The sequence below is a fragment of the Achromobacter sp. ACM03 genome (genome assembly GCF_014851665.1).
Taxonomy (GTDB): Bacteria; Pseudomonadota; Gammaproteobacteria; order Burkholderiales; family Burkholderiaceae_B; genus Achromobacter; species Achromobacter aegrifaciens.
The window spans coordinates 1,240,096-1,264,385 of sequence record NZ_JACVAD010000002.1 but is presented as its reverse complement, the minus strand read 5'-3'; the positions used below and the strand labels follow the sequence as shown (position 1 = coordinate 1,264,385).

Genomic DNA, 24,290 nt, shown 5'->3' with positions numbered 1-24,290 from the left:
CTCACGCGCGCCGCGGGCGCTGCAAACCAGGGAGTGCAGTCATGAACGTAGCAAGCGCCGAGCCGCGTACGATCCTGGACGATCCGGAAAGCATCTTTCCGCTGGACCTGGACACCCGGATCCCCAAGATCCGCGACCTCTACCACCTGGCAACGGTCAAGCAGTGGGACCCGCGCACCGACATCGACTGGCATCTGTTCGACGCCTCGCAGTACACGCCCGAGCAGCGCTACGCGGCCCGCCAGTACTGGAGCCGCCGGGCCTGGAGCGAATACGGCGCCATCTCGGAAAGCCCTGCCCTGCAGATCCGCTTCTGCCACGACAAGTGCGAACCCGACCTGCGGCTGTTCTTCACCATCCGCTCACAAGAGGAAAGCCGCCACGCCGAAGCCTGCTACCGCATGGCCGAGGCGCTGGGCGGCTACATGGAGCAGCCGGCCCAGGCCGCCTACCAGGGCTCCGTCGCCACCCATGGCGTGCGCAAGATGGCGCTGGATCCCGAGGTGTCGGTCGAGGCCATTCTCGCGGCGCTGGTCTGCGCCGCCGAGGAAATCGCATTCGACGTCTTCCGCCACCTGGTCGAAATCACCCGCGATCCCGTCGCCAAGCAGATCTGCGCCCGCATCATGCGCGACGAGGTTCGGCACTGCGCGTTCGGCTGGCGCTTTCTCGACCACCGCATTCCGCAGATGTCCGCCGCCGAAATCAAGGTAGTGGAAAACGCCGTGATCAACATGATGGAAAAGGTCGAGCTCAACGGCTATCACAGCGCATGGCTGGCGCCCGACAATCCGGCTTCTCGCGCCGAAATGGAAGTGGACCGGCTCACCTGGGAAGCCGGCCTGGGTTCCACGGTCGAAGAACTGGAGAAGCCCCTGTTCGTTGAAACCGTGCAGCGCGTGCGCCGCCAGATGGAGCCTTGGGGCGTGCATCTGCCCCTGCTGCACCACCCGAAGATCGGCGAATTCTGAACGCGAGGAAACCCGACATGAACGCAGCCACGACCAGAATTCCCGTTGAGCGCCGCTTCCCGCTGACGCTCAAGCAGTCCATCACCTCGATCCGCGAACTTTACGAAACCGGCAAGCAGCAGCGCTGGGCGCCGGAGACCGATATTCCCTGGGCCAGCCTGGATCCGGGCGCCCTCGACGCGCAAGTCCGCGATGCGGCGCGCCTGACCTGGAGCCGCCGCGCCTGGGTGGAATACGCCGGCTTGAGCGAAACGCCGGCGCTGCTGGTGCGCCTGTGCCTGGAGAGCGGCCGCGAGTCCGACCCCAAGTACTTTCTCACCGTGCGCAACACCGAGGAAGCCTGGCAGATCGAGTGCTTCCACCGCTACGCCACCTTGCTGGGCGGCTACCTGAACCGCCCGCCCAGCCCGCAGCAGGAAGCCATCTTCAACCAATGCCGGCACCGCCAGGTACTGGATGCCGCCTGCCATGCCGACGCCTTCTTCACCACGCACGCCGCGGTGGAAGACGGCCTGGAGCTGGAACTGTTCCGGGCCTACCTGGAGAACGCCCGGGAACCCGTTGCGCGCCGCATCCTGGAACAGTGCGTGCAGGCCAAGGAGCGTCACGCCACCTTCGGCTGGCTCTATGTGGCCGAACGCGCCGCGGCCTGGTCCGACGCCGACCGCGCCGCCGTGGCGCAGGCCGTGTCGGGCTATCTGAACGAGGTCGAACTGCGCGGCTACCACTGCCCCTGGCTGGCAGAGCCCGACGGCGCCGAAAGCCGTGCCAACGCGCTGACGGCCGAAGCGGGCCTGGGCGCTGCGTCCGCAGACCGGGAGTATGAGGTCCTGTGGTCGTACCTGGAGACGGTGACGCGGCGCCTGGCCGAGTTCGGCGTCGAACTGCCCGGCATCGCGCTCACCTCGCGCCGTCCCAACTGAGCGGCGCCGGGGCTTCGCCATGGACATGTCCGCGCAAATCATCCAACTGCTGGTCGCCGGCATCACCACCGGCAGCATCTACGCCATCGTGGCGGTGGGATTCAACGTCATATTCAAGAGCACCGACGCCATCAACTTCGCCCAGGGCGAATGGGTCATGATGGGCGGCATGGTGGCGGCCGCCTGTTATGCGGTCGCCGAACTACCGCTCTGGCTGTCCTGTCTGGCGGCGGTGGCCCTGGTGGCCTTGGCGGGCGGCCTGTCCGAACGCCTGGTGATCCATCCGCTGAAAAAGCCCGCGCCCCTGCTGGTGACGCTGCTCAGCATCGGCCTGGCCATCTGTACCAAAAGCCTGGTGATGCTGGGGCTGGGCAAAACGCCGATGGGCTATCCCGCATTCTCGGGCGACACGCCGGTGCCGCTGGCGGGCGCGCAGATTCCGCCGCAGAGCTTTTGGGTGATGGGGGTGGCGCTGCTCTTCATGCTGGGCACGCATTTCTTCTTCGAACGCACCCTGCTGGGCAAGACCTTGCGCGCGACCGCCATCGACCGAGACGCCGCCGCGTTGGTCGGCATCAACGTGCGGCGCTCGGTGACGGTGGCCTTCGTGCTCGCGGCTCTGGCCGGCGGCATCGCGGGCGTGATCATCGCGCCGCTGACCTTCACCTCCTATGACCACGGCACCATGCTCGGCTTCAAGGGCTTCAGCGCGGCCATGCTGGGCGGGCTGGGCAGTTTGCAGGGCGCCTTGCTTGGCGGCGTGCTGCTGGGCGTGATCGAGGCGCTGGGAGGCGGTCTGATTTCCTCGCAATACAAGGACGCGCTGTCCTTCATCGTGCTGTTGCTGGTGCTGTTCTACCGTCCCCAGGGCTTGCTGGGCAAAGCCGAAATCAACAAGGTCTGAAGGGGGTGACGATGAAATCCGAAATCCATCCGCCCGGGGACGGCGCGCGCCACGACCTGCGCATCCTGCTGGCGCTGTGGGGCCTGTTCCTCCTGTTTCCGCTGGTGGCGCCGAACAGCTATGCCGTAGGCCTGGCGGTGACGTTCAGCATCAACCTGATGCTGATCGCCAGTCTCAACCTGCTGATGGGCTACTGCGGGCAGATATCCATGTGCCAGGCCGGCTTCTTCGGCCTGGGCGCCTATGTCAGCGGCGCCTTGTCGGCCAAGTACGGCCTCCCCGCACTCGCCTCCATCCCGGCCGCGCTGGCGGTCGCAAGCACGGCGGCGCTGTTGATCGCCCTGCCCGTGCTGCGGCTGCGCGGTCACTACCTGGCGATGGCAACGCTGGGATTCAACGCCATCCTGTCGGTGCTGTTCGTCGAACTGGTGGACTACACCGGCGGCCCCAACGGCCTGTCGGGAGTCGAGCCCATCACCATCGCGGGCTATGCCTTCGATACCGACCGGCGCTTCTTCTACCTGGCCTGGGCCGCGGGCCTCCTGCTGATGTGGGGCTTCCTCAACCTGACCCGCTCGCGCATCGGCCGCGCCATGATCAGCGTGGCCGGCAGCGAGGTCGGCGCGGCCAGCCTGGGCATCAACACCTATGCGCTCAAGGTGGCGGTGTTCGTGCTTTGCGCCGCGGTGGCGGCCCTGGCGGGTACGTTCTATGTCCACTTCAACCAGTTCGCATCGCCGGAAACCTTCAGCTTCTCCGCATCGGTGCTGCTGCTGGTCATGGTCGCGGTCGGAGGCTGGGGCAAGTACTGGGGGCCCTTGTTCGGCGCGCTGGTCTACACCGCCGCGCCCGAACTGCTGCGCGCCTTCCACGACGTGGAGCTGCTGCTGTTCGGGCTGGGCATGATCCTGGTCCTGATGTTCTTCCCGGGCGGGCTGGCGGGACTGGCGCAGCGGCTGTGCCGGCGTTCCGCAAGCCTGCCCGCATCCCCGGTGGCGGCAACGAAGGGAAAGGTGCGCCATGGCTGATCACGATTTCCTGTCGGTGCGGGACCTGGGCATCAATTTCGGCGGACTGGCCGCGCTTGCCGACCTGTCCTTCGATCTGAAGCAAGGGCAGATCAAGGGGCTCATCGGTCCCAATGGCGCGGGCAAGAGCACCTTGTTCAACATCGTCGCGGGGCTGCTGCAGCCGGGCAACGGCGACGTTTGCTTTCGCGGCCGCTCGGTGCGGGGCCTGCCGCCGCACCAGCGCGTCAGGCTGGGCATCGCCCGGACCTTCCAGAACCTGCAGATCTTCAAGGACCTGACGGTGCTGGAGAACGTCATGGTGGGCTGCCATGCGCGCTTCGGCTCCGGCCTGTGGGCCTGCATGCTGCGCACGCCCCGCCAGCGCCGCGACGAGCGGCAGATGCGCGACATCGCGATGCAACGGCTGGAGCAGCTGCATCTGGCCCGCCAGGCTGACGTGCTGGCTGCGGACCTGAGCTTCGGCCAGGCCAAGATCCTGGAAATCGCCCGCGCCCTGGCCGCCGATCCCACCTTGCTGCTGCTGGACGAACCCGTCGCGGGCGTGCCGCATGCCGAAGTGGCGCAGGTGGCCCAGGTCATACGCGAAGTGAACGCCAGCGGGGTAACCGTGCTGCTGGTCGAGCACAACATGAGCTTCGTCATGCAGCTGTGCGACGACATCCTGGTCCTGAACTACGGCCGCAAGATCGCCGAAGGCCAGGCCGACGCGGTGCGCGTCGATCCCCTGGTCCTGAAGGCCTATCTCGGGGAGGACATGCCCGATGCTTGAAATCACCAATCTGTGCGCCTCTTATGGGGCCGGCGACGTCCTGCGGGAAACCAGCCTGGAGATTCCCGCCGGGCAGATAGGCTGCCTGCTAGGCGCCAACGGCGCCGGCAAGACCACGGTCATGCGCAGCCTGAGCGGCCTGCTGCGCCCCCTGCGCGGCAGCGTGCGCTTCGAGGGCGAAGCGATAGAGGCGCTACCCGCCGACCGCATCGTCGACCGCGGCATCGTGCTGGTGCCCGAAGGCCGGCGCGTCTTCGCACCGCTGTCGGTCAGCGAAAACCTGGAAATGGGCGGCTACAAACTGCTCAAGCAACGCCGCCAATCCGAGTTCCGCCGCAACCTCGACTTCGTCCTGGACCTGTTCCCGCGGCTGTCCGAGCGCGCCCGCCAAGCTGCGGGAACGCTGTCCGGCGGCGAACAGCAGATGGTCGCGATCGGCCGGGCCCTGATGAGCAGCCCGCGCCTGCTGATGCTGGACGAACCGTCCATGGGCCTGGCGCCCCTGGTCGTGAAGGACATCTTCCTGTCGCTGCGGCGGCTCAAGCAGGAAGGACTGACGCTGTTCATCGCCGAACAGAACGCCAGGCTGACCTTGAGCGCCGCGGACTACGGCTACGTGCTGCAGGAAGGCCGGGTGGCGTATTCGGGCAGCGCCCAGGCGCTGCGCGACGATACACGGGTACAGGCCGCCTATCTGGGCGCCTGACAGGAGACAGGTGAAGCGATGACGTGTTCTTCCCAGGAGCAGGCGATCGATCCGGAGCAGGAAGCGCAGTACAACCTGCGCGCCCGGCACCCCGAACGCGAGGAAATCTACTTTACCTATGCGCGCCGCAGCGCCGACACGCGCAGCCGGCGCGAGGCGCGCCTGGACCTGCGCTTCGGCGAGCGGCCCTCGAGCGTGCTGGACCTGTTCGTTCCCGACCACGTGCCAGCGCCGCCGTTGCTGGTCTTCATCCATGGCGGCTATTGGCGCGCCCTGGACAAGCACGGCTTTTCGTTCATCGCCGACGAGTACCTGGCGCGCGGCGTCGCGGTGGCGCTGCCCAACTACACGCTGGCGCCGCACGCGAGCGTCTCCGAGATCGTCGACGAAGCCTGTACGGCCGTCTCCTGGCTGACCGCGCAGGGAGAGCGCCACGGCTACGACGCCAGCCGCATCGTGCTGTCCGGCCATTCCGCCGGCGGGCACATGGCCGCCCGCGCGCTGTGCCGGGACCTGGTGCCCGCCCTGGCGGGCAGGATACGCGGCTACGTGGGCTTGAGCGGACTGTTCGATCTGGAGCCGCTGCTGCGCACTTCCATCAACCGCGATCTCCACATGAGCGCGGCCGAAGCCCGCAGCCTGGGGCTGTACCAACGCGTCGCGTTGTACGAAGTGCCCATGGTGTTCGCCGCCGGCGCGCTGGAAACCGAGGGCTTCCGCGGCCAGAGCCGGGATTTCTCGCAGCATTGCGCCAGCCATGGCCACGAGGTGGAGAACCTGGTGGTGCCGCAGCGCAACCATTTCGATCTGCTGACCGATTTCGCGGGCGGAAGCTATCCGCTGTTCAACAAGACGCTCGATCTGCTGCTGCCCGGCGCGGGCCGGGCCTGATCTTTCACGAGGAGTCCCTATGGCAGGCCAACCACTCAATCCCGCGGGCGTCTGCGCTCCGCTGGGCCCCTACAGCCAGGGCGTGCTGACCGAAGGCCCCGGACGCTGGCTGCACATTGCCGGCCAGGTGGGAGTATCGTCGGAGGGCGCGCTCGCCCAAGGCTTCGAAGCCCAGGCCCATGCCGCCTGGCGCAACCTCCAGGCCATGCTGGAGGCTGCGGGGATGAATGCGGGCGATCTGGTCAAGGTCGTGACCTACATCACGGATGAAAGCCAGTTGCCGCTGCTCGGCCCCGTCAGGCTGGCCTATCTGGGCGAAGCCCGTCCCGCCGCGACGCTGGTCGTGGTGCGCGCCCTGGCGCGGCCCGAGTGGCTGATCGAAGTGGAAGCGTCGGCGTACAAGCCTGCATGACCCGCGCGGCGGCATCGCCGGAAGGAGGATGAGCATGTTCGAGGACCTACGCAACAAGCGGGCCCTGGTGACCGGCGCCTTTGGCGGACTGGGCGCGGAGTTCGCGCGCACCCTGTCCGCCGCGGGCGCGCACGTGGCTCTGGCCGGGCGCAGGCTGCAGGCCGGCGAGCAGCTGGCCGCGGAACTGGCCGCCGCCGACCGGCAGGCCTGCGCCATCGCGCTGGACGTGACCCAGCCCGACAGCGTCGCGGGTCTGTTCGATGCCGCATCCGAGCGCCTGGGCGGCGCCATCGACATCCTGGTCAACAACGCCGGCATTACCACCGCGCGCCCTGCGCTGGAACACAGCGAAGCCGACTGGATGGACGTGATCGACGTCAACCTCAACGGCACCTGGCGGGTGGCGCAGGCAGCCGGACGCCACATGCAGGCGCACGGCGGCGGCAGCATCATCAACATCGCTTCCATCCTGGGGCTGCGGGTGGCCCAGCAGGTTCCCGCCTACGCCGCCTCCAAGGCCGCGCTGATCCAGCTGACGCAGGCCCTGGCGCTGGAATGGGCGCGCCACGGCATCCGCGTCAATGCGCTGGCGCCAGGCTACATAGAAACCGACCTGAACCGCGAATTCTTCGCCAGCGACGCGGGGCAGGCGCTGATCCGGCGCGTGCCGCAGCGCCGGCTCGGGCAGGCGCGGGAGCTGTCGGCTCCCCTGCTGCTGCTGGCTTCCGACGCCTCTTCCTTCATGACCGGATCGGTCCTGGTGGTGGACGGCGGACACCTCATTTCCACGCTTTGAATCCGGGACGCAATATGGACTTCAGCCTCACGCCAGAAATCGAAAGCTACCGCCTGCGCATCAAGGACTTTGTCGAGACGCACATCCTGCCGGTGGAGGCGGATCCGTCCTCCTACGACGAACACGAGAACATCCGCGAGGAAGTCCTGCAGCCGCTGCGCCGCCGCGCGCGCGAAGCCGGTCTGTGGGCCCTGCAGATGCCGCGCGAACGCGGCGGCCAGGGCCTGTCGCGCGTCGGCATGGCGGCCTGCTACGAGGAAATGAACGTGTCGATCTTCGGACCCGTGGTGTTCAACAGCGCGGCGCCCGACGACGGCAACATGATGGTGCTGGAAAAGGTCGCCACCGAGGCGCAGAAGGCGCGCTGGCTGCAACCCATCGTGGACGGCAAGGTGCGCTCCTCGTTCGCCATGACCGAACCGCATCCCGGCAGCGGCTCCGACCCTTCCATGATGCGCACCACCGCCACGCTGCAGGACGGCAAGTGGCGGGTGCATGGCAAGAAATGGTTCATCACCGGCGCCGGCGTGGCGCAGCACTTCATCCTGATGGCCAAGACCTCGGACGATCCGCGCAAGGGCCTGACGGCCTTTCTGTTCGACGCGGACCAGCCCGGCTGGCGCATCGAGCGGCGCATTCCCATCATGGGCCCGGAGGAACACGGCGGCCATTGCGAACTGGTGTTCGACGGACTGGAGATTCCTGACGAAAACCGCCTGCTCGGCGTGGGCGACGGTCTGAAGGTCACGCAGATCCGCCTGGGGCCCGCGCGGCTGACGCATTGCATGCGCTGGCTGGGGCTGGCCCGCCGCTCGCTGGCGATCGCGCGCGAGTACGTGGCGACCCGGCAGAGCTTCGGCACCGCGCTGGCCGAACGCGAAGGCGTGCAATGGATGCTGGGCGAATGCGCCATGGCGATCGAAATCGGCCGCCTGCTGACGATGCGCGCCGCGGTCGCCCTGGACCAGGGCAGCTACGCGCGCAAGGAAGTCTCGATGGCGAAGATCGTCGTCTCCGAAACGCTGCACAAGGCGGTAGACACCGCCATCCAGCTGACCGGCGCGCGCGGCTATTCACGCGATACGGCGCTGGCCTGGATCTACCGCTACGCGCGCCAGGCCCGGCTGGTCGACGGCGCCTCGGAAGTGCACAAGATGGTGCTGGCTCGGTACCTGATGGACGAAGGCGACGACTTCTGGCGTTGGCAGGCGCAGGACGCGGCCGGGGCGCAATCGTGACGGGCGCGGCGGCGGACGCCATCGACGGCCAGGACGCGCTGGCCGCCTACCTGGTGCGCGCAGGGTATGCGGGACGGGCGGAGGAAGTGGCGCTGCGCCGCCTGGCCGGCGGCCAATCGAATCCGACCTACGTCGTGACCACGGACAAAGGCCAGTACGTGCTGCGCAAGCAGCCCGCGGGCAAGCTGCTGCCCTCGGCGCACGCCATCGACCGGGAATTCCAGGTGATGCGGGCGCTGCAGCGCAGCGACGTGCCCGTGCCGCGCATGCTGGACTATTGCGCCGATGACAGCCTGCTCGGCACGCCCTTTTATCTGATGGACTACGTGCAGGGACGCAGCTTCGTCGACCCCGCCCTGCCGGGCCTCGCGCCGGCCGAGCGCGCCGCCATCTACGCGGAAACCAGCCGCGTGCTCGCGGCCCTGCATCAACTGGACTACGCGGCCCTGGGCCTGGAAAGCTATGGCCGTCCAGGCAACTACTACGCGCGCCAGATATCACGCTGGACGCGGCAATACCGCGAAAGCCGGCCGGCGGCCGACCTGCCCGCCATGGAAGCGCTGATCGACTGGCTGCCGCGCAACATTCCCGCCAGCGACGAAACGCGCCTGGTGCATGGCGATTTCAGGCTGGACAACCTGATCTTCCATCCCGCCGAACCCCGCGCGCTGGCCCTGCTGGACTGGGAGCTTTCGACGCTGGGGCACCCGCTGGCGGACCTGGCCTACTACAGCATGTGCTGGCGCGTATCGCCGCAGCTGTGGCGCGGCGTGGCCGGCTCCGACCTCGCCGCGCTGGGCATCCCCGGCGAGGACGAAGTCGTGGCCGCGTATTGCCGGGCGCGCGGGCTTGCGGGGGTGTCCGATTGGGGCTTTTATCTCGCCTACAGCTTCTTCCGCATGGCCGCCATCCTGCAAGGGGTTGCCGCGCGCGCCTCGGGCGGCAATGCCGCAGCCGACGACGCCCGGACCATGGGCGCCAAGGTGGAACCGCTGGCCGAGCTGGGATGGGAGTGCGCGCGCAACGGCAGCGCGGGTTGACGCAACGGCGTCAAGGAGCGGGCTGAAAGCGCCAGGCGGCGGACTGGCGTCCGCGGCGCAACCGCTCTATAACCTGATAATCGCGCCGGCGCGTCAGCCGGCCGCCCCCACTTCCCCCGCATCCATGACCCAGACCTGCTCCCTGGCGCTGCAACCCGCCACCGAAGACGACCTGCCCTTCCTGCTCACCCTGCGCAAGACCACCATGCAGGAACACCTGCAGCGCGCGGGCGCGCCCCTGGATGACGACCACCATCTGGCCCGCATCCGTTACCGTTTCGAGGACGCCCGCATCGTCTGGCTGGACGGCCGGCCCGCCGGCCTGTTCAAGCACGGCCGGGACCCGGCAGGCTGGCGCATCGTGCAGATCCAGATCGATCCCGCCTTCCAGGGCCGCGGGCTGGGCCGTCGCCTGCTGGAGGGCGTGCTGGACGAGGCCGACGCCGAGGGCGTCCCCGTCACCCTGAGCGTGCTCAAGGGCAACCCTGCCCGGCGCCTCTATGAAGCGCTGGGCTTCATCCCCGTGGAGGAAACCGACCTGGAATATGAAATGCGTCACGAACCCGGCGCGGTCCGGCCGGCCGGCTGACCCTTTGCAACTTCTTTCAGCCCGGCTGGAATAAAGCCGGGACCGGCAGCGTCTGTAGGGGGCAGTCTCCCACTTTCCCTATCTACGTACGAGGCACACCATGCGCAAACACATCGCCGCAGCCCTGGCCATCTCCGCCGCCGCCCTGTTTTCGGCCGGCGCCCAGGCCCAGGCCGTCAAGACCCAGGACGGCATGCTGGTCAACAGCGCCGGCATGACGCTTTACACCTTCGACAAGGATGCCGGCGGCAAGAGCGCCTGCAACGACCAGTGCGCCAAGATCTGGCCGCCCGTCATGGCCAGCGCCGACGCCAAGCCCATGGGCGACCTGACCGTCATCACCCGCGACGACGGCAGCAAGCAATGGGCCAGCAAGGGCAAGCCGCTGTACACCTATGCCAAGGACGCCAAGGCGGGCGACAAGACCGGCGACAACTTCAAGGAAGTCTGGCACGTTGCCAAGCCCTGATACGGTGTCCGCCATCACACGCAGCAACCCATGCGCGCCGAAGACGAAGCCCTGATCCTGGCCTGCATCCCCAGCCTGCGGCGCTATGCCCGCGGGCTGACGGGCGATCCCCACCGGGCCGACGACCTGGTCCAGGACACGCTGGAGCGCGCATGGAGCCGCTATTCGCGCTGGCAGCGGCGCGGCGAGCTGCGCGCCTGGATGTTCGGCATCATGCATAACCATTTCATCGACGGCGTGCGCGCCAGCAACCGGCGGGCCGAACAGACCGCCCCGGGCGAACTGCCCGACGCCCCGGTGCGCGCCACGCAGACAGACCACCTGGAGGTGCGCGACCTGGACCGCTGCCTGCAAGCCCTGCCCGCCGAACAGCGGGAAGTGCTGTTGCTGATATGCGTGGAAGACCTGTCCTATCAGGACACCGCCCGGATACTGGACGTGCCGATGGGCACGGTCATGTCGCGCCTGTCGCGCGCCCGCGAAAAACTGGGCGCGCTGATGCAGGCGCGCGACACCGTCAGCAAGCTCCATCGCGTGAAATGACATGAACGAGAAACGCCTCCATGCGGTGCCCGGCGCGGGCACCCCGATTACCGAAGCCGACCTGAATGCCTATGCGGACGGCCAGTTGCCGCCCACGCGCCGCGCCGAGGTCGAAGCATTCCTGGCCTCCCATCCGCAAGACCAGGCCCGCGTCGACGAATGGCGCGACCAACGGCGCCTGCTGCACGCCATGCTGGACCCGGTGCTGGACGAGCCGCTGCCGCTGCGCCTGCCCCTGGCGCGGCCCTCGAACCCCTGGCCCTGGCGGGCCCTGGCCGCCGGCGTGGCGATCGCCGCCATCAGCGCCAGCGCCGCCTGGATCACGCGCGGCGCCATGGACGCCCGCCAGCTGCAGGCCGCACTGGCGACCGCCGCGCCCGAACGCATTGCGGGCGGCTATGCCCAGCGCGCCGCCATCGCCCACGCGGTCTACGCGCCCGACATGGGCCGGCCCGTGGAAGTCGGCGCCGATAACGAAAAAGGCCTGGTGACCTGGCTGACCAAGCGCATGGGCGCGACCATGCGCCCGCCATCCCTGTCGCAGGCCGGCTATGAACTGGTGGGAGGTCGCCTGCTGCCCGGCGGCGCGGGACCGGTCGCGCTGTTCATGTACGGGGCGGCCGACGGCCAGCGCCTGACGCTGTACGTCACCCGCGAAGCCGCGGGCGGGCAGACGGCATTCCAGTTCACCCAGGAAGGCCCGGTGCGGGTGTTCTACTGGGTCGAAGGACAGTTCGGCTATGCGCTGTCCGGCGCAGTCAGCCGCGACGAGCTGCTGCGCGTGTCGCAGGAGGTCTACCAGCAGCTGCAGGGCTAGTCGGGCAGCGCCAGGCCCCGGCCGCCCGCGTGCTCGCGCGCCTGGTGCAGCATGTGCAGCGTAATCTTGCGCACCTCGGCGCGGCTCATGCCGATATGCGAACGCAGCATGCGCGTGGCCTCGTCGGCCCGCCGCGCCAGCACCGCGCGCAGGATGGCGGCGTGCTCATCATAAGTGGCGTCCACGCGGAAATCCTTGGTGAAGTCCAGCCGCCGCACGATGCGTATCTTCTCGGTCACGTCGCGATGGATCTGCGCCATTTCGGGATTGCCGGCAGCGGCCACCAGCGAACAATGAAAAGCCTCGTCCAGTTGCGCCACCAGCCGCCCGTCCAGAATGCGCTGGCGCGGCGGCGCCAGCCACACGTCCTTCAGCGCGCCCAGCATGCCTGCCTCGTCCATGTGCTCGCGCGCGCACAGCCGTTCCACCGCGGCCTGCTCCAGCACCACGCGCACGTCATACAGCGCCTCGAAGCGTTCGAAGTCGAAAGGCCGCACCTGCCAGCCGCTGCGCGGACGGGGCAGCACGTAGCCTTCGCGCTCCAGCCGCGCCAGTCCCAGCCGCACCGGCGTGCGGCTGACGCCCAGCCGCGCCGCCACCTCGGCCTCGGTGAAGCGCTCGCCCGGCAGCACGCGGAAGTCGAACAGGTCGTCTTTCAGCCGCTGATAGACCTGGTCGGCCAGCGAACCGGCCAAGGCCGGCGTCTGGCGGATGGCGGGAGCGGCCAGCGCGGATTCCAGGCGCATGGTCAGGCCACGGGGCAGGTCGCGTCTTCGGCCAGAACGATGAGCGGGTCGCCCGCGTTCACCGGTTTGCCCGGCACGCAGCGGATCGCGACCACGGTCCCCGACGCCGGCGCGATGACGGACAGCTCCATCTTCATGGCCTCGACCACCACCAGCGTGTCCCCCGCCGATACGCTCTGACCCACCTGCACCGGGATCTTCCAGACGTTGCCGCACATGTCGGCGCTGACCAGGCTTTCGCCTTCGCGCAAGGCCGCCTCGGCGTCGGGTTCGGGGTCGGCCGCAACTTGCTCCACCACCGCATCCTCGCTTTTCCACAAGGCCACTTCGGCGTCGAAGGCGCTCTTCTGGCGCGTCTGGAACGCGGCGATGCTGTCGGCCTCTTCCGCCAGGAAGCGCTGGTGCGCGGCAAAGTCGAACACCTCTTCCTCGATGCGGACCGTGGCCCGGCCTTCGCGGAAGTCTTCGCGCAAAGCATCGAGTTCGGCTTCCGTCACCGGATAGAAACGCACCTGGTCGAAAAAGCGCAGCAGCCAGGGCTTGCCGTCCTGGAACACCGGGTTCTTCAGGAATTTGTTCCAGATGGGCAAGGTGCGTCCGACCAGCTGATAGCCGCCAGGCGAATCCATGCCGTAGATGCACATGTAGACCCCCCCTATGCCTACCGTGCCTTCGGCGGTGTAGGTGCGGGCCGGGTTGTACTTGGAAGTCAGCAGGCGGTGGCGCGGATCTATCGGCACCGCGCAGGGCGCGCCCAGGTACACGTCGCCCAGGCCCATGATCAGATAGCTGGCGTCGAACACGATATCGCGGACCTGCTTGCGGCTGGCCAGGCCGTTGATGCGCCGGATGAAGTCCACATTGTTCGGCAGCCACGGCGCACTGGCGCGCACGGTTTCCTGGTAGCGCTGCACTGCGCCCAGCGTGGCCGAATCCTCGAACGCCATGGGCAGGTAGACCACGCGGGTAGGCACCTTGAGCGTGGCCACGTCGGCCAGGCCCGCCTCGATCCGCAACAGGCGTTCTATCAGCGCGCCCTGCAGGATGACGCGGCTGTCGTAGCGGATCTGCAGCGAGCGCACGCCCGGCGACAGCTCCAGCACGCCGGCGATGGGCTCGGCGTTGAGCGCCTCCATCAGCAGATGGATGCGCATGCGCAGCGCGAGGTCCAGCACGTTGTCGCCGTACTCCAACAGCAGGTAGCCATCGCCCGCCTGGCGGTAGGAAACCGAAGGGCGTGCGCCCTCGGCCGGCAGCGCCGCGATGATGGGTTCCGCCACGGTGGCCGGCGCCACAGCCCGCTCTGTCTGCGCGGGCGCCGCCAGTTCGGCCACGCAACGGTCCTGCGCCGCCTCCAGCGCCACCGCCTGCTGATAGTCGATGCGCACGAAGCGGATCCGGTCGCCCGGTTTGACCTGCCCGACCTTCCACAGTTCGGCGCGGGCGATGGTGACGGGGCAGACGAAGCCGCCCAGGCTGGGGCCGTCGCGCGTCAGGATCACGGGGCTGTCGCCGGTGAAGTTGATGCTGCCGATGGCGTATTCGCAATCGTGGATATTGGACGGATGCAGGCCCGCCTCGCCACCGTCCTCGCGCGCCCAAGTTGGTTTGGGGCCGATCAGGCGCACGCCCAGCCGGTTGGAGTTGTAGTGCACTTCCCAGTCCGCGGCGAAGAAGGCCTCAATGGCTTCGGGCCGGAAGAAATCCGGCGCGCCGTGCGGGCCGTAGAGCACGCCGATTTGCCAGGTGTTGCCATAGGCCGGAATCAGCGCGGCGGGCGCGGCCTGGGGTTCGGAAACAGGCGCGGCGGCATCGCTGACCAGTTCCGGCCGAATCCGCGGCAGCATGTCGCCCACGCGCAAGGTGCGGCCGGCATGGCCTCCAAACTGGCCCAACACGAAGGTGGAGCGGCTGCCCAGGTAGACCGGCACGTCCAGGCCGCCGCGCACCGCCAGATAGCTGCGGCAGCCCGACAGCGCGCGGCCGGTCGTCAGCACCTGGCCGGAACGCACGGCCACCGGCGTCCACATGGGCACGGGCTCGCCATCCAGGGTGGCGGCGCAGGCCGCTCCCGTCAGCGCCACGACGGCATCGCCGTGAAAGCGCAAGGTCGGGCCGACCAGCGTGGCCTCGATGCCCGCTGCGTCGGACGCGTTGCCGACGATGCGGTTGGCCATGCGGAAGGCATAGTCGTCCATCGGGCCCGAGGGCGGCACGCCGATGTCCCAGTAGCCCACCCGCCCAGGGTAGTCCTGCACGCTGGTGTAGGTGCCTGCCGCCAGCACCTCGATCGCCGCGGGCCGGTAGGCAAAGGTTTCAAGGAAGCGCGTGGACAGCTCGCCTGCGCGAAAACGCGCGTCATCCACGATCTGCCGCAGATAGTCCAGGTTCGTGGCAATGCCGTGCAGGCGCGTGTGCGCCAACGCGTGTGCCAGCTTGTCCAGCGCGGCCTCGCGCGTATCCGCATGCACGATCAGCTTGGCCAGCATGGGGTCGTAGAACGCCGGCACCTCGGTGCCGGTCGCGACCCAGCCGTCCACCCGCAGGCCTTCCGGAAAGAACACGTCGGTCAACACGCCAGGCGACGGCTGGAACTGGCGCAGCGGATCCTCGGCATACAGGCGCACCTCGATGGATGCGCCTTGCGGCGCGCGCGACATGGCGGCGTAATCCAGCGCTTCGCCCGCGGCCACGCGCAGCATGCATTCCACCAGGTCCAGCCCGGTGACGGCTTCCGTCACGGGATGCTCTACCTGCAAGCGGGTATTGACCTCCAGGAAATAGAAGCTGTCGCGCGCCGGGTCGTAGATGAATTCCACGGTGCCGGCGGAACGGTAGTTGACCGACTCGCCCAGCCGCACGGCGGCAGCGTGCAGCGCCTGGCGCGTGGCGGCGGGCAAAAGCGGCGCGGGCGTCTCTTCGATGACCTTCTGGTTGCGGCGCTGCACCGAGCAATCGCGCTCGCCCAGGGCCAGCACACGGCCGGCGCCGTCGCCGAAGATCTGCACCTCGACATGGCGCGCATTGTCGACGTAGCGCTCGATGAAGGCGCCGCCGTCGCTGAAGAAGTGCTCGCCCATGCGCTGTACGCTATCGAAGGCCGCAGTCAGCTCGGCCTCGTTGTCGCAGCGCGAAAGGCCGATGCCGCCGCCTCCCGCCGTGCTCTTTAGCATCACCGGATAGCCGATGCGCTCGGCCTGCGACAGCGCGGCGCCCAGACTGTCCAGCAGGCCCGTTCCCGGCGTCATCGGCACGCCGGCCTCCGCCGCCAGTTCGCGGGAACGGTGCTTCAGGCCGAACTCGCGGATCTGCAAGGGCGTAGGGCCGACGAACGCAATGCCCGCGTCTTCGCAGGCTTGCGCGAACTCGGCGCTTTCGGACAGGAAGCCGTAGCCGGGATAGATGGCTTGCGCGCCATGCTCGCGCGCGGCGGCCAGCAGCAGGTCCATGCGCAGGTAGCTGTCGGCGGCCTTTTCGCCGCCCAGAGCCACGGCCACGTCGGCCGCGCGCACGTGCGCGGCATTGCGGTCCGGGTCGGAGTAAACGGCCACGCTGCGGATGCCCAGCCGCTTGAGGGTGCGGATGGCGCGGACGGCGATCTCGCCGCGGTTGGCAATCAGAACGGTATCGAACACGGTGCGACTCCCTGGTGTCTTGCGGGTTATCGAAAGCGGAGATCAGGCCAGGCTGGCCAGGTAGGCGCGCCAGCCGCCGAACTCCGTGATGTCGCGCGCGCCCTCCAGGCCGCGCGGCTCGCAGATGAATCCCTTGACCTGGCGGCCGTCCGCCAGCTCCAGCGTGCCGATGCCCAGCGGCGCGGGGATCTCGGCCACGAAGGCGCCGAAGGCGGCCAGCGGTACGTCCCAGAGTTCGACCTCGATGGGCGCGCCGCTCGCGGACTTCACCAGTCCGGGCTTGGGAGGCGTGGTGTTGGCCAGGGCGTACAGGCGGTAATCGCCGGCCGTGCGCGCCGCTTCGACGAACACGGCGCGGCGCGAGGTCAGTTGGTGGTTCAGCGGCATGCCGCGCAGGTGCGCCCCCACGACCGACACGCGCACCGTGTCACGCGCGGGGAGGACCGCATGCTCGGCTGCGGGCAGCGGCGCACCGGTGGCGCCCAGCGGCAGCGCCAGACGCGCCTGCCACTGGCGTCCGAACTGCGCCAGCGCATGGTCCTGCCAAGCCATGCCGATCAGCGTGATGCCCGCGGGCAGGCCGTCGCCGCGCATGCCCGCCGGCAGCGCCAGCGCCGACAGGTCGGCCAGGTTCGTGAAGTTGGTGTAGATCCCCAATCTCGAGTTCAGCGTCACCGGATCGGCTTCGAGCTGGGCGATGGTGTAGATCGAGGGCGTAGTCGGCACCACCAGCGCATCAAAGCCCGCCAACGTCTGATGGATGTCGCGCGTCAGCTCGGCGCGCCGGTACTCGGCTTTGAACGCGTCCAGCGCGCTGTAGTTGGCGGCCTGTTCGACGATGCCGCGCACCACCGGATGGATGGCCTCGGGGTTCTGCTTCCACAACGCTTCCACGGCGGCAAAGCGCTCGGCCACCCAGGGCCCTTGGTACAGCAGCGCCGCCAGCTCGCTGAATGGCGTGAAGTCGATGGGTTCGACCGTTGCGCCGCTGGCCTTCAGGTCGCTCACGGCCTGATCGAACGCCGCCGCGGCCTGCGCATCGCCGAAAAATTCCAGCTGCGCGGGAATCGCCAGCCTGGGTTGCGCCGGCCAAGGATTTGCGCTCCCTACAGGCTGAGCGCGCGAATAGGGGTCGCGCGCGTCCCAACCCGCCGCGATGTCGGCTACCAGTTCGGCGTCGTCCACCGTCAGCGCGAACACCGACACGCAGTCCTGCGTGCGGCATGCCGGCACCACGCCTGCCGCGCTGAGCCGCCCCTTGGTGGGCTTGAGGCCCACGATGTTGTTGAACCCCGCCGGCACGCGGCCCGAGCCCGCAGTGTCGGTGCCCAACGAGAAAGCGGCCAGGCCGCGCGCCACCACGGAAGCCGAGCCCGAACTGGAGCCGCCGCTGACGTAGTCCGGATTGAACGTATTGGGCACCGCGCCCAGCGGCGAACGCGTGCCCACCAGTCCGGTGGCGAACTGGTCCAGGTTGGTCTTGCCCACCAGGATGGCGCCGGCCGCGCGCAGGCGGGCGACCACGGTCGCATCTTCCTCGGGCGTGTATGCGAATTCCGAGCAGGCCGCCGAGGTGGGCCAGCCGGCGGCGTCGATATTGTCCTTGATGGCAAACGGCACGCCGTAAAGCGGCAGCCGCGTCAGGTCGCCGTTGGCCGCTTCCAGCAGCCCTTGCAGAGCGTCGAGCTGCCGCGCCAGCATGGCGCCGTCCACGCGCTTGATCCAGGCATTGTCTGGCGCGTTGCCGCGTTCGGCCCAGGCGGCCAACAAGGTCTCGGGCGTGGCGCCCTCATTGCGATAGGCGGCCTGCCACTGCGCGATCGTCCAGGCGACGGGGCCTTTGTGCGTTGCTACGGCGTTCATGCTGGAATCCTTTCTTGTATACAAGTACGGATTCCCAAGCAATCGGCGTGCCATGTCGGACGCCGCCCCGCGCCTGCCCCGATTCCCTGCGGCAAGGGGCCGCCTGCGGCACGAAGCCATCGCCGCGGCGCCACATGCGCGCACCGCCAGCGGGCGGCGCGCGCACCCATGTTGTGCACGCGGCACCAGATCGGCCCGTGCCGCCTGGCGCGCCGTCATCCGTGGCGCGCCCTTCGTCTACCCCTTTCATATAGCGGACTGCACGTGCCCGCGCGGTTGGCATGCCTTTTGCTTTTAGGTCCTCGTTGTCGTGTGTTTTCAGATCGTTCTCGCCGGCACGGCCGGCACATTCCAATCAGGAGTCACCATGAAACGCAGACTAGCCCTTAAGCAACTGACCGCCGTGAGCCTGTTGGCCATGTCCGGATGGATGCCGCAGGTACTCGCCGCCGAGGACACCATCAAGGTCGGCATCCTGCATTCGCTGTCGGGCACGATGGCGATCTCGGAAACGTCGCTCAAGGACGTGGCCCTGATGACCATCGACGAGATCAACGCCAATGGCGGCGTGATGGGCAAGAAGCTCGAAGCCGTGGTGGTGGACCCGGCGTCGAACTGGCCGCTGTTTGCCGAGAAGTCGCGCCAGCTGCTGTCCCAGGACAAGGTGGCGGTTGTCTTCGGCTGCTGGACCTCGGTGTCGCGCAAGTCCGTGCTGCCGGTGTTCAAGGAACTCAACGGCCTGCTCTTCTACCCCGTGCAATACGAGGGCGAGGAGCTCGAGAAGAACGTGTTCTACACCGGCGCAGCGCCCAACCAGCAGGCCATACCCGCCGTCGAATACCTGATGAGCGAAGACGGCGGCGGCGCCAAGCGCTTCGTGCTGCTGGGCACCGACTACGTCTACCCGCGCACCACCAACAAGATCCTGCGCGCCTTCCTGCATTCCAAGGGCGTCAAGGACAGCGACATCGACGAGGTCTACACGCCTTTCGGCCATTCCGACTACCAGACCATCGTCGCCAACATCAAGAAGTTCGCCACGGGCGGCAAGACAGCCGTCATCTCCACCATCAATGGCGACTCCAACGTGCCCTTCTACAAGGAGCTGGGCAATGCCGGCCTGAAGGCCACCGACGTGCCGGTGGTGGCGTTCTCGGTGGGCGAAGAGGAATTGCGCGGCGTGGATACCAAGCCGCTGGTGGGCCACCTGGCCGCGTGGAACTACTTCCAGTCGGTCAAGAACCCGGTGAACGACGCCTTCATCCAGAAATGGAAGGCCTATGCCAAGGCCAAGAACCTGCCCAACGCGAATACGGTGGTGACCAACGACCCGATGGAAGCCACCTACATCGGCATCCATATGTGGAAGCAGGCGGTGGAGCAGGCCAAGACCACTGACGTGGACAAGGTGATCGCAGCCATGGGCGGCCAGAAATTCAACGCGCCCGACGGCTACACCATCGAGATGGACAAGACCAACCACCACCTGCACAAGCCGGTCTACATCGGCGAAATCAAGGCGGATGGCCAGTTCAGCGTGGTGTGGAAGAGCAAGGGTCCGATCCGCGCCCAGCCCTGGAGCCCGTACATCCCGGGCAACGAAGGCAAGCAAGGTCTCTAACGCACCGGGAACAAGCAGCCATGCGCATCGCGGCAATCGCACTCTACTTGCGTCGTTTCCTGCTGGCATGGCTGGTGTCCCTGCCGCTCGCGGCCGCCCCGGCGGCGGCAAGCGGCGTGGACCCGGCCTTGCTTGCGCCGCTGGCCGGCGACGACACGGACGCCAGGCTCCAGGCGATTGCCGCGCTGGGCCAGCTCCCCGAACCCGAGGCGGCAGCGGTGCTGCAGGCGCTGGGCGAGGACCGGCTCTACGCCGCCGATGACGGCCGCGTGCTGATCGGCAACGGCGGTGCGCGCGCCATCGATGCGGCGACGGGCGCCGCCGCCGAGCTGCCCCCAGGCGCAGGCGCCATCGGCATCAATAACCGCCTGCGGCGCGCCATCGAGGCGGCGCTGGCGGGTTCGCGCCTGTATTCCGAGCAGCCCGCCGAGCGCCTGGCTGCGGCGCGCCGTCTGCAGCAGACCGGAGACCCGGCGCGCCTGCCCATGCTGGAAAAGGCATTGGCGTCCGAAAAGAACGAAGCCGTACGCGACGCGCTGCTGATTGCGCAGGCCAACCTGGAATTGAAAAGCGGCGATCCCGCCAAGCGTCGCCATGCGGTCGAGGTGCTGGGCGCCACCCGCAACGCCGCATTCCGTCCCACCCTGGCCGCGCTGGCCGAGGAGCGCGACGGCGCCTATGCGGAACCCGACGCCGGCGTGCGTGAGGCCGCGGGCCACGCGCTCAAGCAGATCGACCGCCACCTGGCCACCATCGAATGGGCCGGCAACCTGTTCTACGGCATCAGCCTGGGCAGCGTGCTGCTGCTGGCGGCGCTGGGCCTGGCCATCACCTTCGGGTTGATGGGCGTCATCAACATGGCGCATGGCGAACTGCTGATGATAGGCGCCTATGTGACCTACGTAGTGCAGACGGCGTTCCGCGCCTGGCTGCCGGGCTGGCTGGACTGGTATGTGCTGGCCGCGTTGCCGCTGGCCTTCGCCGTGACGGCGCTGGTCGGCATGGCGCTGGAACGCACCGTCATACGCTGGCTCTATGGCCGGCCGCTGGAAACGCTGCTGGCCACCTGGGGCATCAGCCTGATCCTGATGCAGGGCGTGCGCACGCTGTTCGGCGCGCAGAACGTGGAGGTGAGCAATCCCGGCTGGATGTCCGGCGGCGTCACGGTACTGGGCGGACTGGTGCTGAGCTACAACCGCCTGGTCATCATCGGCTTCGCCTTCTTCGTGGTGTTCCTGGTCTGGGCGCTGCTGAACCATACCCGCCTGGGCCTGTTCGTGCGCGCCATCACGCAGAACCGCCGCATGGCCGACTGCGTGGGCGTGCCCACCGGCCGCGTCGACATGCTGGCCTTCGGCCTGGGCTCCGGCATCGCCGGGCTGGCTGGGGTGGCGCTGTCGCAGCTGGGCAACGTGGGGCCGGACCTGGGCCGCGGCTACATCGTCGATTCGTTCATGGTGGTGGTGCTGGGCGGCGTGGGCCAGCTCGCCGGCACCGTCATCGCCGCGCTGGGCCTGGGCGGCGTCAACAAGTTCCTGGAGCCCTATGCCGGAGCCGTCATGGCCAAGATCACCATCCTGGCGCTCATCGTGCTGTTCGTCCAAAAGCGGCCGCAAGGCCTGTTCGCCCCTCGCGGCCGGAGCGTCGAATGAAACAGAACGCGCTGACTGACCTGAATCTGCTGACCCGCCGCCCGCTGTACTCGGGGCGGGTGTGGGCGGCCCTGGCCGCGGCAGTGGCTCTCCTGGCGCTGCTGCCCTTGCTGAATCTCGCTTTCCCTCCCGGCCATGCGCTGCATGTGTCGGCCTATGCCGTGGCGCTGCTGGGCAAGTTCATGTGCTACGCAATGGCGGCGCTGGCGCTGGACCTGGTGTGGGGCTATGCGGGCATCCTGTCCTTGGGCCATGGCCTGTTCTTCGCGCTGGGCGGCTATGCGCACGGCATGTACCTGATGCGCGCCATCGGCCGCGACGGCGTCTACCAGAGCGACCTGCCCGACTTCATGGTGTTCCTGGACTGGAAGAGCTACCCCTGGTACTGGTCCTTTACCGAGCACTTCTGGTACGCCATGCTGCTGGTCGTGCTGGTGCCGGGCGTGCTGGCCTTCGTGTTCGGCTACTTCGCCTTCCGCTCGCGCATCAAGGGCGTGTACTTTTCCATCATCACGCAGGCGCTGACCTTCGCCGCGATGCTGCTCTTTTTCCGCAACGACACGGGCTTCGGCGGCAACAACGGTTTCACCGACTTCAAGCGCATCCTGGGTTTCGACATCACCGCGCCCGGCACGCGCGCCGCGCTGTACTGGATCACGCTGGCCGCGCTGGCAGGCGCGCTGGTCCTTGCGCGCGCGGTCACGCAGAGCAAACTGGGCCGCGTGCTCACCGCCGTGCGCGATGCCGAGAGCCGCCTGCGCTTCATCGGCTACGACCCGCTGGGCTTCAAGCTCTTCGTCTGGACCCTGTCCGCGGTGCTCTGCGGCATCGCTGGCGCGCTCTACGTGCCGCAGGTCGGCATCATCAACCCCAGCGAGATGTCCACAGAGACCTCGATTGAAATGGTGATCTGGGTCGCCACCGGCGGACGCGGCACGCTGGTCGGCCCCATCATCGGCGCGGGCGCCGTCAACGGCCTGAAGACCTGGTTCACCAGCGTGCTGCCGGAATTCTGGCTGTACGCGCTGGGCTTGATCTTCGTGCTGGTGACGCTGTTCCTGCCCACCGGCATCGTCGGCCTGGCGCGCCGCATCTGCGCCCGCATCCAGGGGAACAAGGCATGAGCAGCACGCACATCGAATCCGCCGCGCTCGACGGCGGCCCCAGCGGCGATGCCGGCTACGGCCGCGTCAGCCCCAAGGGCCTGGACACCAGCCACGGCGCCATCCTTTACCTGGAAGGCATCACGGTCAGCTTCGACGGCTTCAAGGCCTTGAACGACCTGACGCTGGACATAGGCGTGGGCGAACTGCGCTGCATCATCGGCCCCAACGGCGCTGGCAAGACCACCATGATGGACGTCATCACCGGCAAGACCCGGCCCACTTCGGGCACGGCCTACTTCGGCCAGAGCATAGACCTCACCACGCTGAACGAAGCGCAGATCGCGCATGCCGGCATCGGCCGCAAGTTCCAGCGGCCCACGGTGTTCGAGCAGCACAGCGTGTTCGAAAACCTGGAGCTGGCGATGAAGACCGACAAGCGCGTGCGGCCCACGCTGTTCGCGCGATTGAGCGGCGAACAGGCCGACAAGATCGGCGAGACGCTGGACCTGATCCGGTTGCGGCCCGAAGCGGCGTTGCCCGCGGGGCTGCTGTCGCACGGTCAGAAGCAGTGGCTGGAGATCGGCATGCTGCTGATGCAGGAGCCGCAATTGTTGCTGCTGGACGAGCCGGTGGCGGGCATGACCGATGCCGAGACCGAACGCACCGGCGAGCTGCTCAACGAATTGCGCGGACGCCATTCGCTGATGGTGGTGGAGCACGACATGGATTTCGTCAATCAGATCGCGGGCGACGGCAAGGTCACGGTGCTGCACGAAGGCTCGGTGCTGGCCGAAGGGCCGATGAGCAAGGTGCAGGCCGATCCGCGGGTCATCGAAGTCTATCTGGGGCGCTGAGATGCTGGACGTGAACACGATCGACCAATACTACGGCGGCAGCCATACGCTGCGCGGCGTGTCGCTGTCCGTGCGCCAGGGCGAATGCCTGGCGCTCTTGGGACGCAATGGCGTGGGCAAGACCACATTGCTCAAATGCGTGATGGGCGTGCTGCCGGTGACGCGCGGCGACATCGCCTTCGACGGCGCGGACGTCACGCGCCTGGCGCCGCACCAGCGCGCGGCGCGCGGCATGGCCTATGTACCCCAGGGCCGTGACATCTTCGCCCGCTTGACGGTGGAAGAGAACATCCTGATGGGCATGGCGACCAAGCCGGCGGCGCGCGCGCGCCGCATCAAGGAAGAGGTGTACGAGCTGTTCCCCGTGCTGCGGACCATGCTGTCGCGCCGCGGCGGCGACCTGTCCGGCGGACAGCAGCAACAGCTGGCCATCGCCCGCGCTCTGGTGGCCGAGCCCAAGCTCATCATCCTGGACGAGCCCACCGAAGGCATACAGCCGTCCATCATCAAGGACATCGCCCGAGTCATTCACATGCTGCGCCAGCGCGGCGACATCGCCATCCTGCTGTGCGAACAGTACTTCGACTTCGCTCGCGAACTGGCGGATCAGTTCGTGGTGCTGTCGCGCGGCGTCGTGGTGGCGCGCGGCGACCGCGACGCCATCGACGGCGAGGATGTGCGGCGGCATCTGTCGGTTTAGGGTCTGCGCCGGAC

23 protein-coding genes are annotated in these 24,290 nt (G+C 68.0%); 20 read left to right on the top strand and 3 right to left on the bottom strand.

Annotated elements, in window-relative coordinates; genetic code table 11:
- Window positions 1–41 precede the first annotated feature (41 nt).
- The 15 genes from IB257_RS14030 (at window position 42) to IB257_RS13960 (ending at window position 12,099) form a co-directional block, all read left to right on the top strand.
- A complete protein-coding gene (locus IB257_RS14030) occupies window positions 42–971 on the top strand; it encodes a ferritin-like domain-containing protein (RefSeq protein ID WP_119449233.1) in 930 nt (309 codons plus the stop codon).
- A gap of 17 nt (window positions 972–988) precedes the next feature.
- Window positions 989–1,894, top strand: a complete 906-nt coding sequence (locus IB257_RS14025; protein ID WP_054451604.1) for a hypothetical protein — start codon at window positions 989–991, stop codon at window positions 1,892–1,894.
- Window positions 1,895–1,919: 25 nt separating this feature from the next.
- The gene (locus IB257_RS14020) at window positions 1,920–2,798 is read left to right on the top strand and encodes a branched-chain amino acid ABC transporter permease (protein WP_225588902.1); all 879 of its coding nucleotides are present in this window, start codon (window positions 1,920–1,922) and stop codon (window positions 2,796–2,798) included.
- An 11-nt stretch (window positions 2,799–2,809) separates the two neighbouring features.
- Window positions 2,810–3,826: a branched-chain amino acid ABC transporter permease gene (locus IB257_RS14015; RefSeq protein WP_054451606.1), complete on the top strand. Its 1,017-nt coding sequence runs from the start codon at window positions 2,810–2,812 to the stop codon at window positions 3,824–3,826.
- The gene (locus tag IB257_RS14010; RefSeq protein WP_054451607.1) at window positions 3,819–4,598 is read left to right on the top strand and encodes an ABC transporter ATP-binding protein; all 780 of its coding nucleotides are present in this window, start codon (window positions 3,819–3,821) and stop codon (window positions 4,596–4,598) included. The genes IB257_RS14015 and IB257_RS14010 overlap by 8 nt, the downstream gene beginning before the upstream one ends.
- Window positions 4,591–5,304, top strand: coding sequence for an ABC transporter ATP-binding protein (locus IB257_RS14005; RefSeq protein WP_054451608.1), 714 nt, complete (start codon window positions 4,591–4,593; stop codon window positions 5,302–5,304). Before IB257_RS14010 ends, IB257_RS14005 begins: the two co-directional genes overlap by 8 nt.
- 18 nt (window positions 5,305–5,322) lie before the next feature.
- The gene (locus tag IB257_RS14000; RefSeq protein ID WP_054451609.1) at window positions 5,323–6,195 is read left to right on the top strand and encodes an alpha/beta hydrolase; all 873 of its coding nucleotides are present in this window, start codon (window positions 5,323–5,325) and stop codon (window positions 6,193–6,195) included.
- 19 nt (window positions 6,196–6,214) lie between these two features.
- Complete coding sequence (locus tag IB257_RS13995; protein ID WP_192492442.1) at window positions 6,215–6,607, top strand: RidA family protein; 393 nt, start codon at window positions 6,215–6,217, stop codon at window positions 6,605–6,607.
- A 34-nt stretch (window positions 6,608–6,641) separates the two neighbouring features.
- Entirely contained in the window at window positions 6,642–7,403 is a 762-nt protein-coding gene (locus tag IB257_RS13990) for an SDR family NAD(P)-dependent oxidoreductase (protein WP_054452248.1), read from the top strand.
- Between the two features lie 14 nt (window positions 7,404–7,417).
- A complete protein-coding gene (locus IB257_RS13985) occupies window positions 7,418–8,641 on the top strand; it encodes an acyl-CoA dehydrogenase family protein (protein ID WP_192354011.1) in 1,224 nt (407 codons plus the stop codon).
- Complete coding sequence (locus tag IB257_RS13980) at window positions 8,638–9,681, top strand: phosphotransferase (RefSeq protein WP_192492441.1); 1,044 nt, start codon at window positions 8,638–8,640, stop codon at window positions 9,679–9,681. Before IB257_RS13985 ends, IB257_RS13980 begins: the two co-directional genes overlap by 4 nt.
- A gap of 124 nt (window positions 9,682–9,805) precedes the next feature.
- Window positions 9,806–10,270 carry a GNAT family N-acetyltransferase gene (locus IB257_RS13975; RefSeq protein WP_054451612.1) on the top strand — a complete coding sequence of 155 codons (465 nt, stop codon included), beginning with the start codon at window positions 9,806–9,808 and terminating at the stop codon, window positions 10,268–10,270.
- A gap of 100 nt (window positions 10,271–10,370) precedes the next feature.
- Window positions 10,371–10,739 carry a hypothetical protein gene (locus IB257_RS13970; RefSeq protein ID WP_054451613.1) on the top strand — a complete coding sequence of 123 codons (369 nt, stop codon included), beginning with the start codon at window positions 10,371–10,373 and terminating at the stop codon, window positions 10,737–10,739.
- Window positions 10,740–10,769: 30 nt separating this feature from the next.
- On the top strand, window positions 10,770–11,282 hold the full coding sequence (locus tag IB257_RS13965) for an RNA polymerase sigma factor (RefSeq protein WP_054451614.1): 513 nt from the start codon (window positions 10,770–10,772) through the stop codon (window positions 11,280–11,282).
- A 1-nt stretch (window position 11,283) separates the two neighbouring features.
- A complete protein-coding gene (locus tag IB257_RS13960) occupies window positions 11,284–12,099 on the top strand; it encodes an anti-sigma factor (RefSeq protein ID WP_192492440.1) in 816 nt (271 codons plus the stop codon).
- Here the strand turns inward: IB257_RS13960 and IB257_RS13955 are convergent.
- From IB257_RS13955 to atzF, 3 genes are read right to left on the bottom strand one after another with little or no spacing between them, the layout of a single operon-like run.
- A complete protein-coding gene (locus IB257_RS13955; protein WP_119449228.1) occupies window positions 12,096–12,845 on the bottom strand; it encodes a GntR family transcriptional regulator in 750 nt (249 codons plus the stop codon). The two genes, IB257_RS13960 and IB257_RS13955, sit on opposite strands and share 4 nt — an antisense overlap.
- A gap of 2 nt (window positions 12,846–12,847) precedes the next feature.
- Complete coding sequence (gene uca / locus IB257_RS13950) at window positions 12,848–16,480, bottom strand: urea carboxylase (protein WP_192492439.1); 3,633 nt, start codon at window positions 16,478–16,480, stop codon at window positions 12,848–12,850.
- A 42-nt stretch (window positions 16,481–16,522) separates the two neighbouring features.
- On the bottom strand, window positions 16,523–18,343 hold the full coding sequence (atzF, locus tag IB257_RS13945; protein ID WP_192492438.1) for an allophanate hydrolase: 1,821 nt from the start codon (window positions 18,341–18,343) through the stop codon (window positions 16,523–16,525).
- Between the two features lie 367 nt (window positions 18,344–18,710).
- Between atzF and urtA the strand changes: the two genes are divergently transcribed.
- Genes urtA through urtE form a run of 5 tightly spaced genes read left to right on the top strand, consistent with a single transcriptional unit; the run spans window position 18,711 to window position 24,276 of the window.
- Window positions 18,711–19,964 (top strand): urea ABC transporter substrate-binding protein, encoded by a 1,254-nt coding sequence (urtA, locus tag IB257_RS13940; RefSeq protein WP_054451619.1) that lies wholly within the window; start codon window positions 18,711–18,713, stop codon window positions 19,962–19,964.
- Window positions 19,965–19,984: 20 nt separating this feature from the next.
- On the top strand, window positions 19,985–21,616 hold the full coding sequence (urtB, locus tag IB257_RS13935; protein WP_175164442.1) for an urea ABC transporter permease subunit UrtB: 1,632 nt from the start codon (window positions 19,985–19,987) through the stop codon (window positions 21,614–21,616).
- Entirely contained in the window at window positions 21,613–22,740 is a 1,128-nt protein-coding gene (gene urtC, locus IB257_RS13930) for an urea ABC transporter permease subunit UrtC (RefSeq protein ID WP_175164444.1), read from the top strand. The genes urtB and urtC overlap by 4 nt, the downstream gene beginning before the upstream one ends.
- Window positions 22,737–23,576 (top strand): urea ABC transporter ATP-binding protein UrtD, encoded by an 840-nt coding sequence (gene urtD / locus IB257_RS13925; RefSeq protein ID WP_054451622.1) that lies wholly within the window; start codon window positions 22,737–22,739, stop codon window positions 23,574–23,576. The genes urtC and urtD overlap by 4 nt, the downstream gene beginning before the upstream one ends.
- A gap of 1 nt (window position 23,577) precedes the next feature.
- The gene (gene urtE / locus IB257_RS13920) at window positions 23,578–24,276 is read left to right on the top strand and encodes an urea ABC transporter ATP-binding subunit UrtE (RefSeq protein ID WP_175212488.1); all 699 of its coding nucleotides are present in this window, start codon (window positions 23,578–23,580) and stop codon (window positions 24,274–24,276) included.
- Window positions 24,277–24,290: the final 14 nt, after the last annotated feature.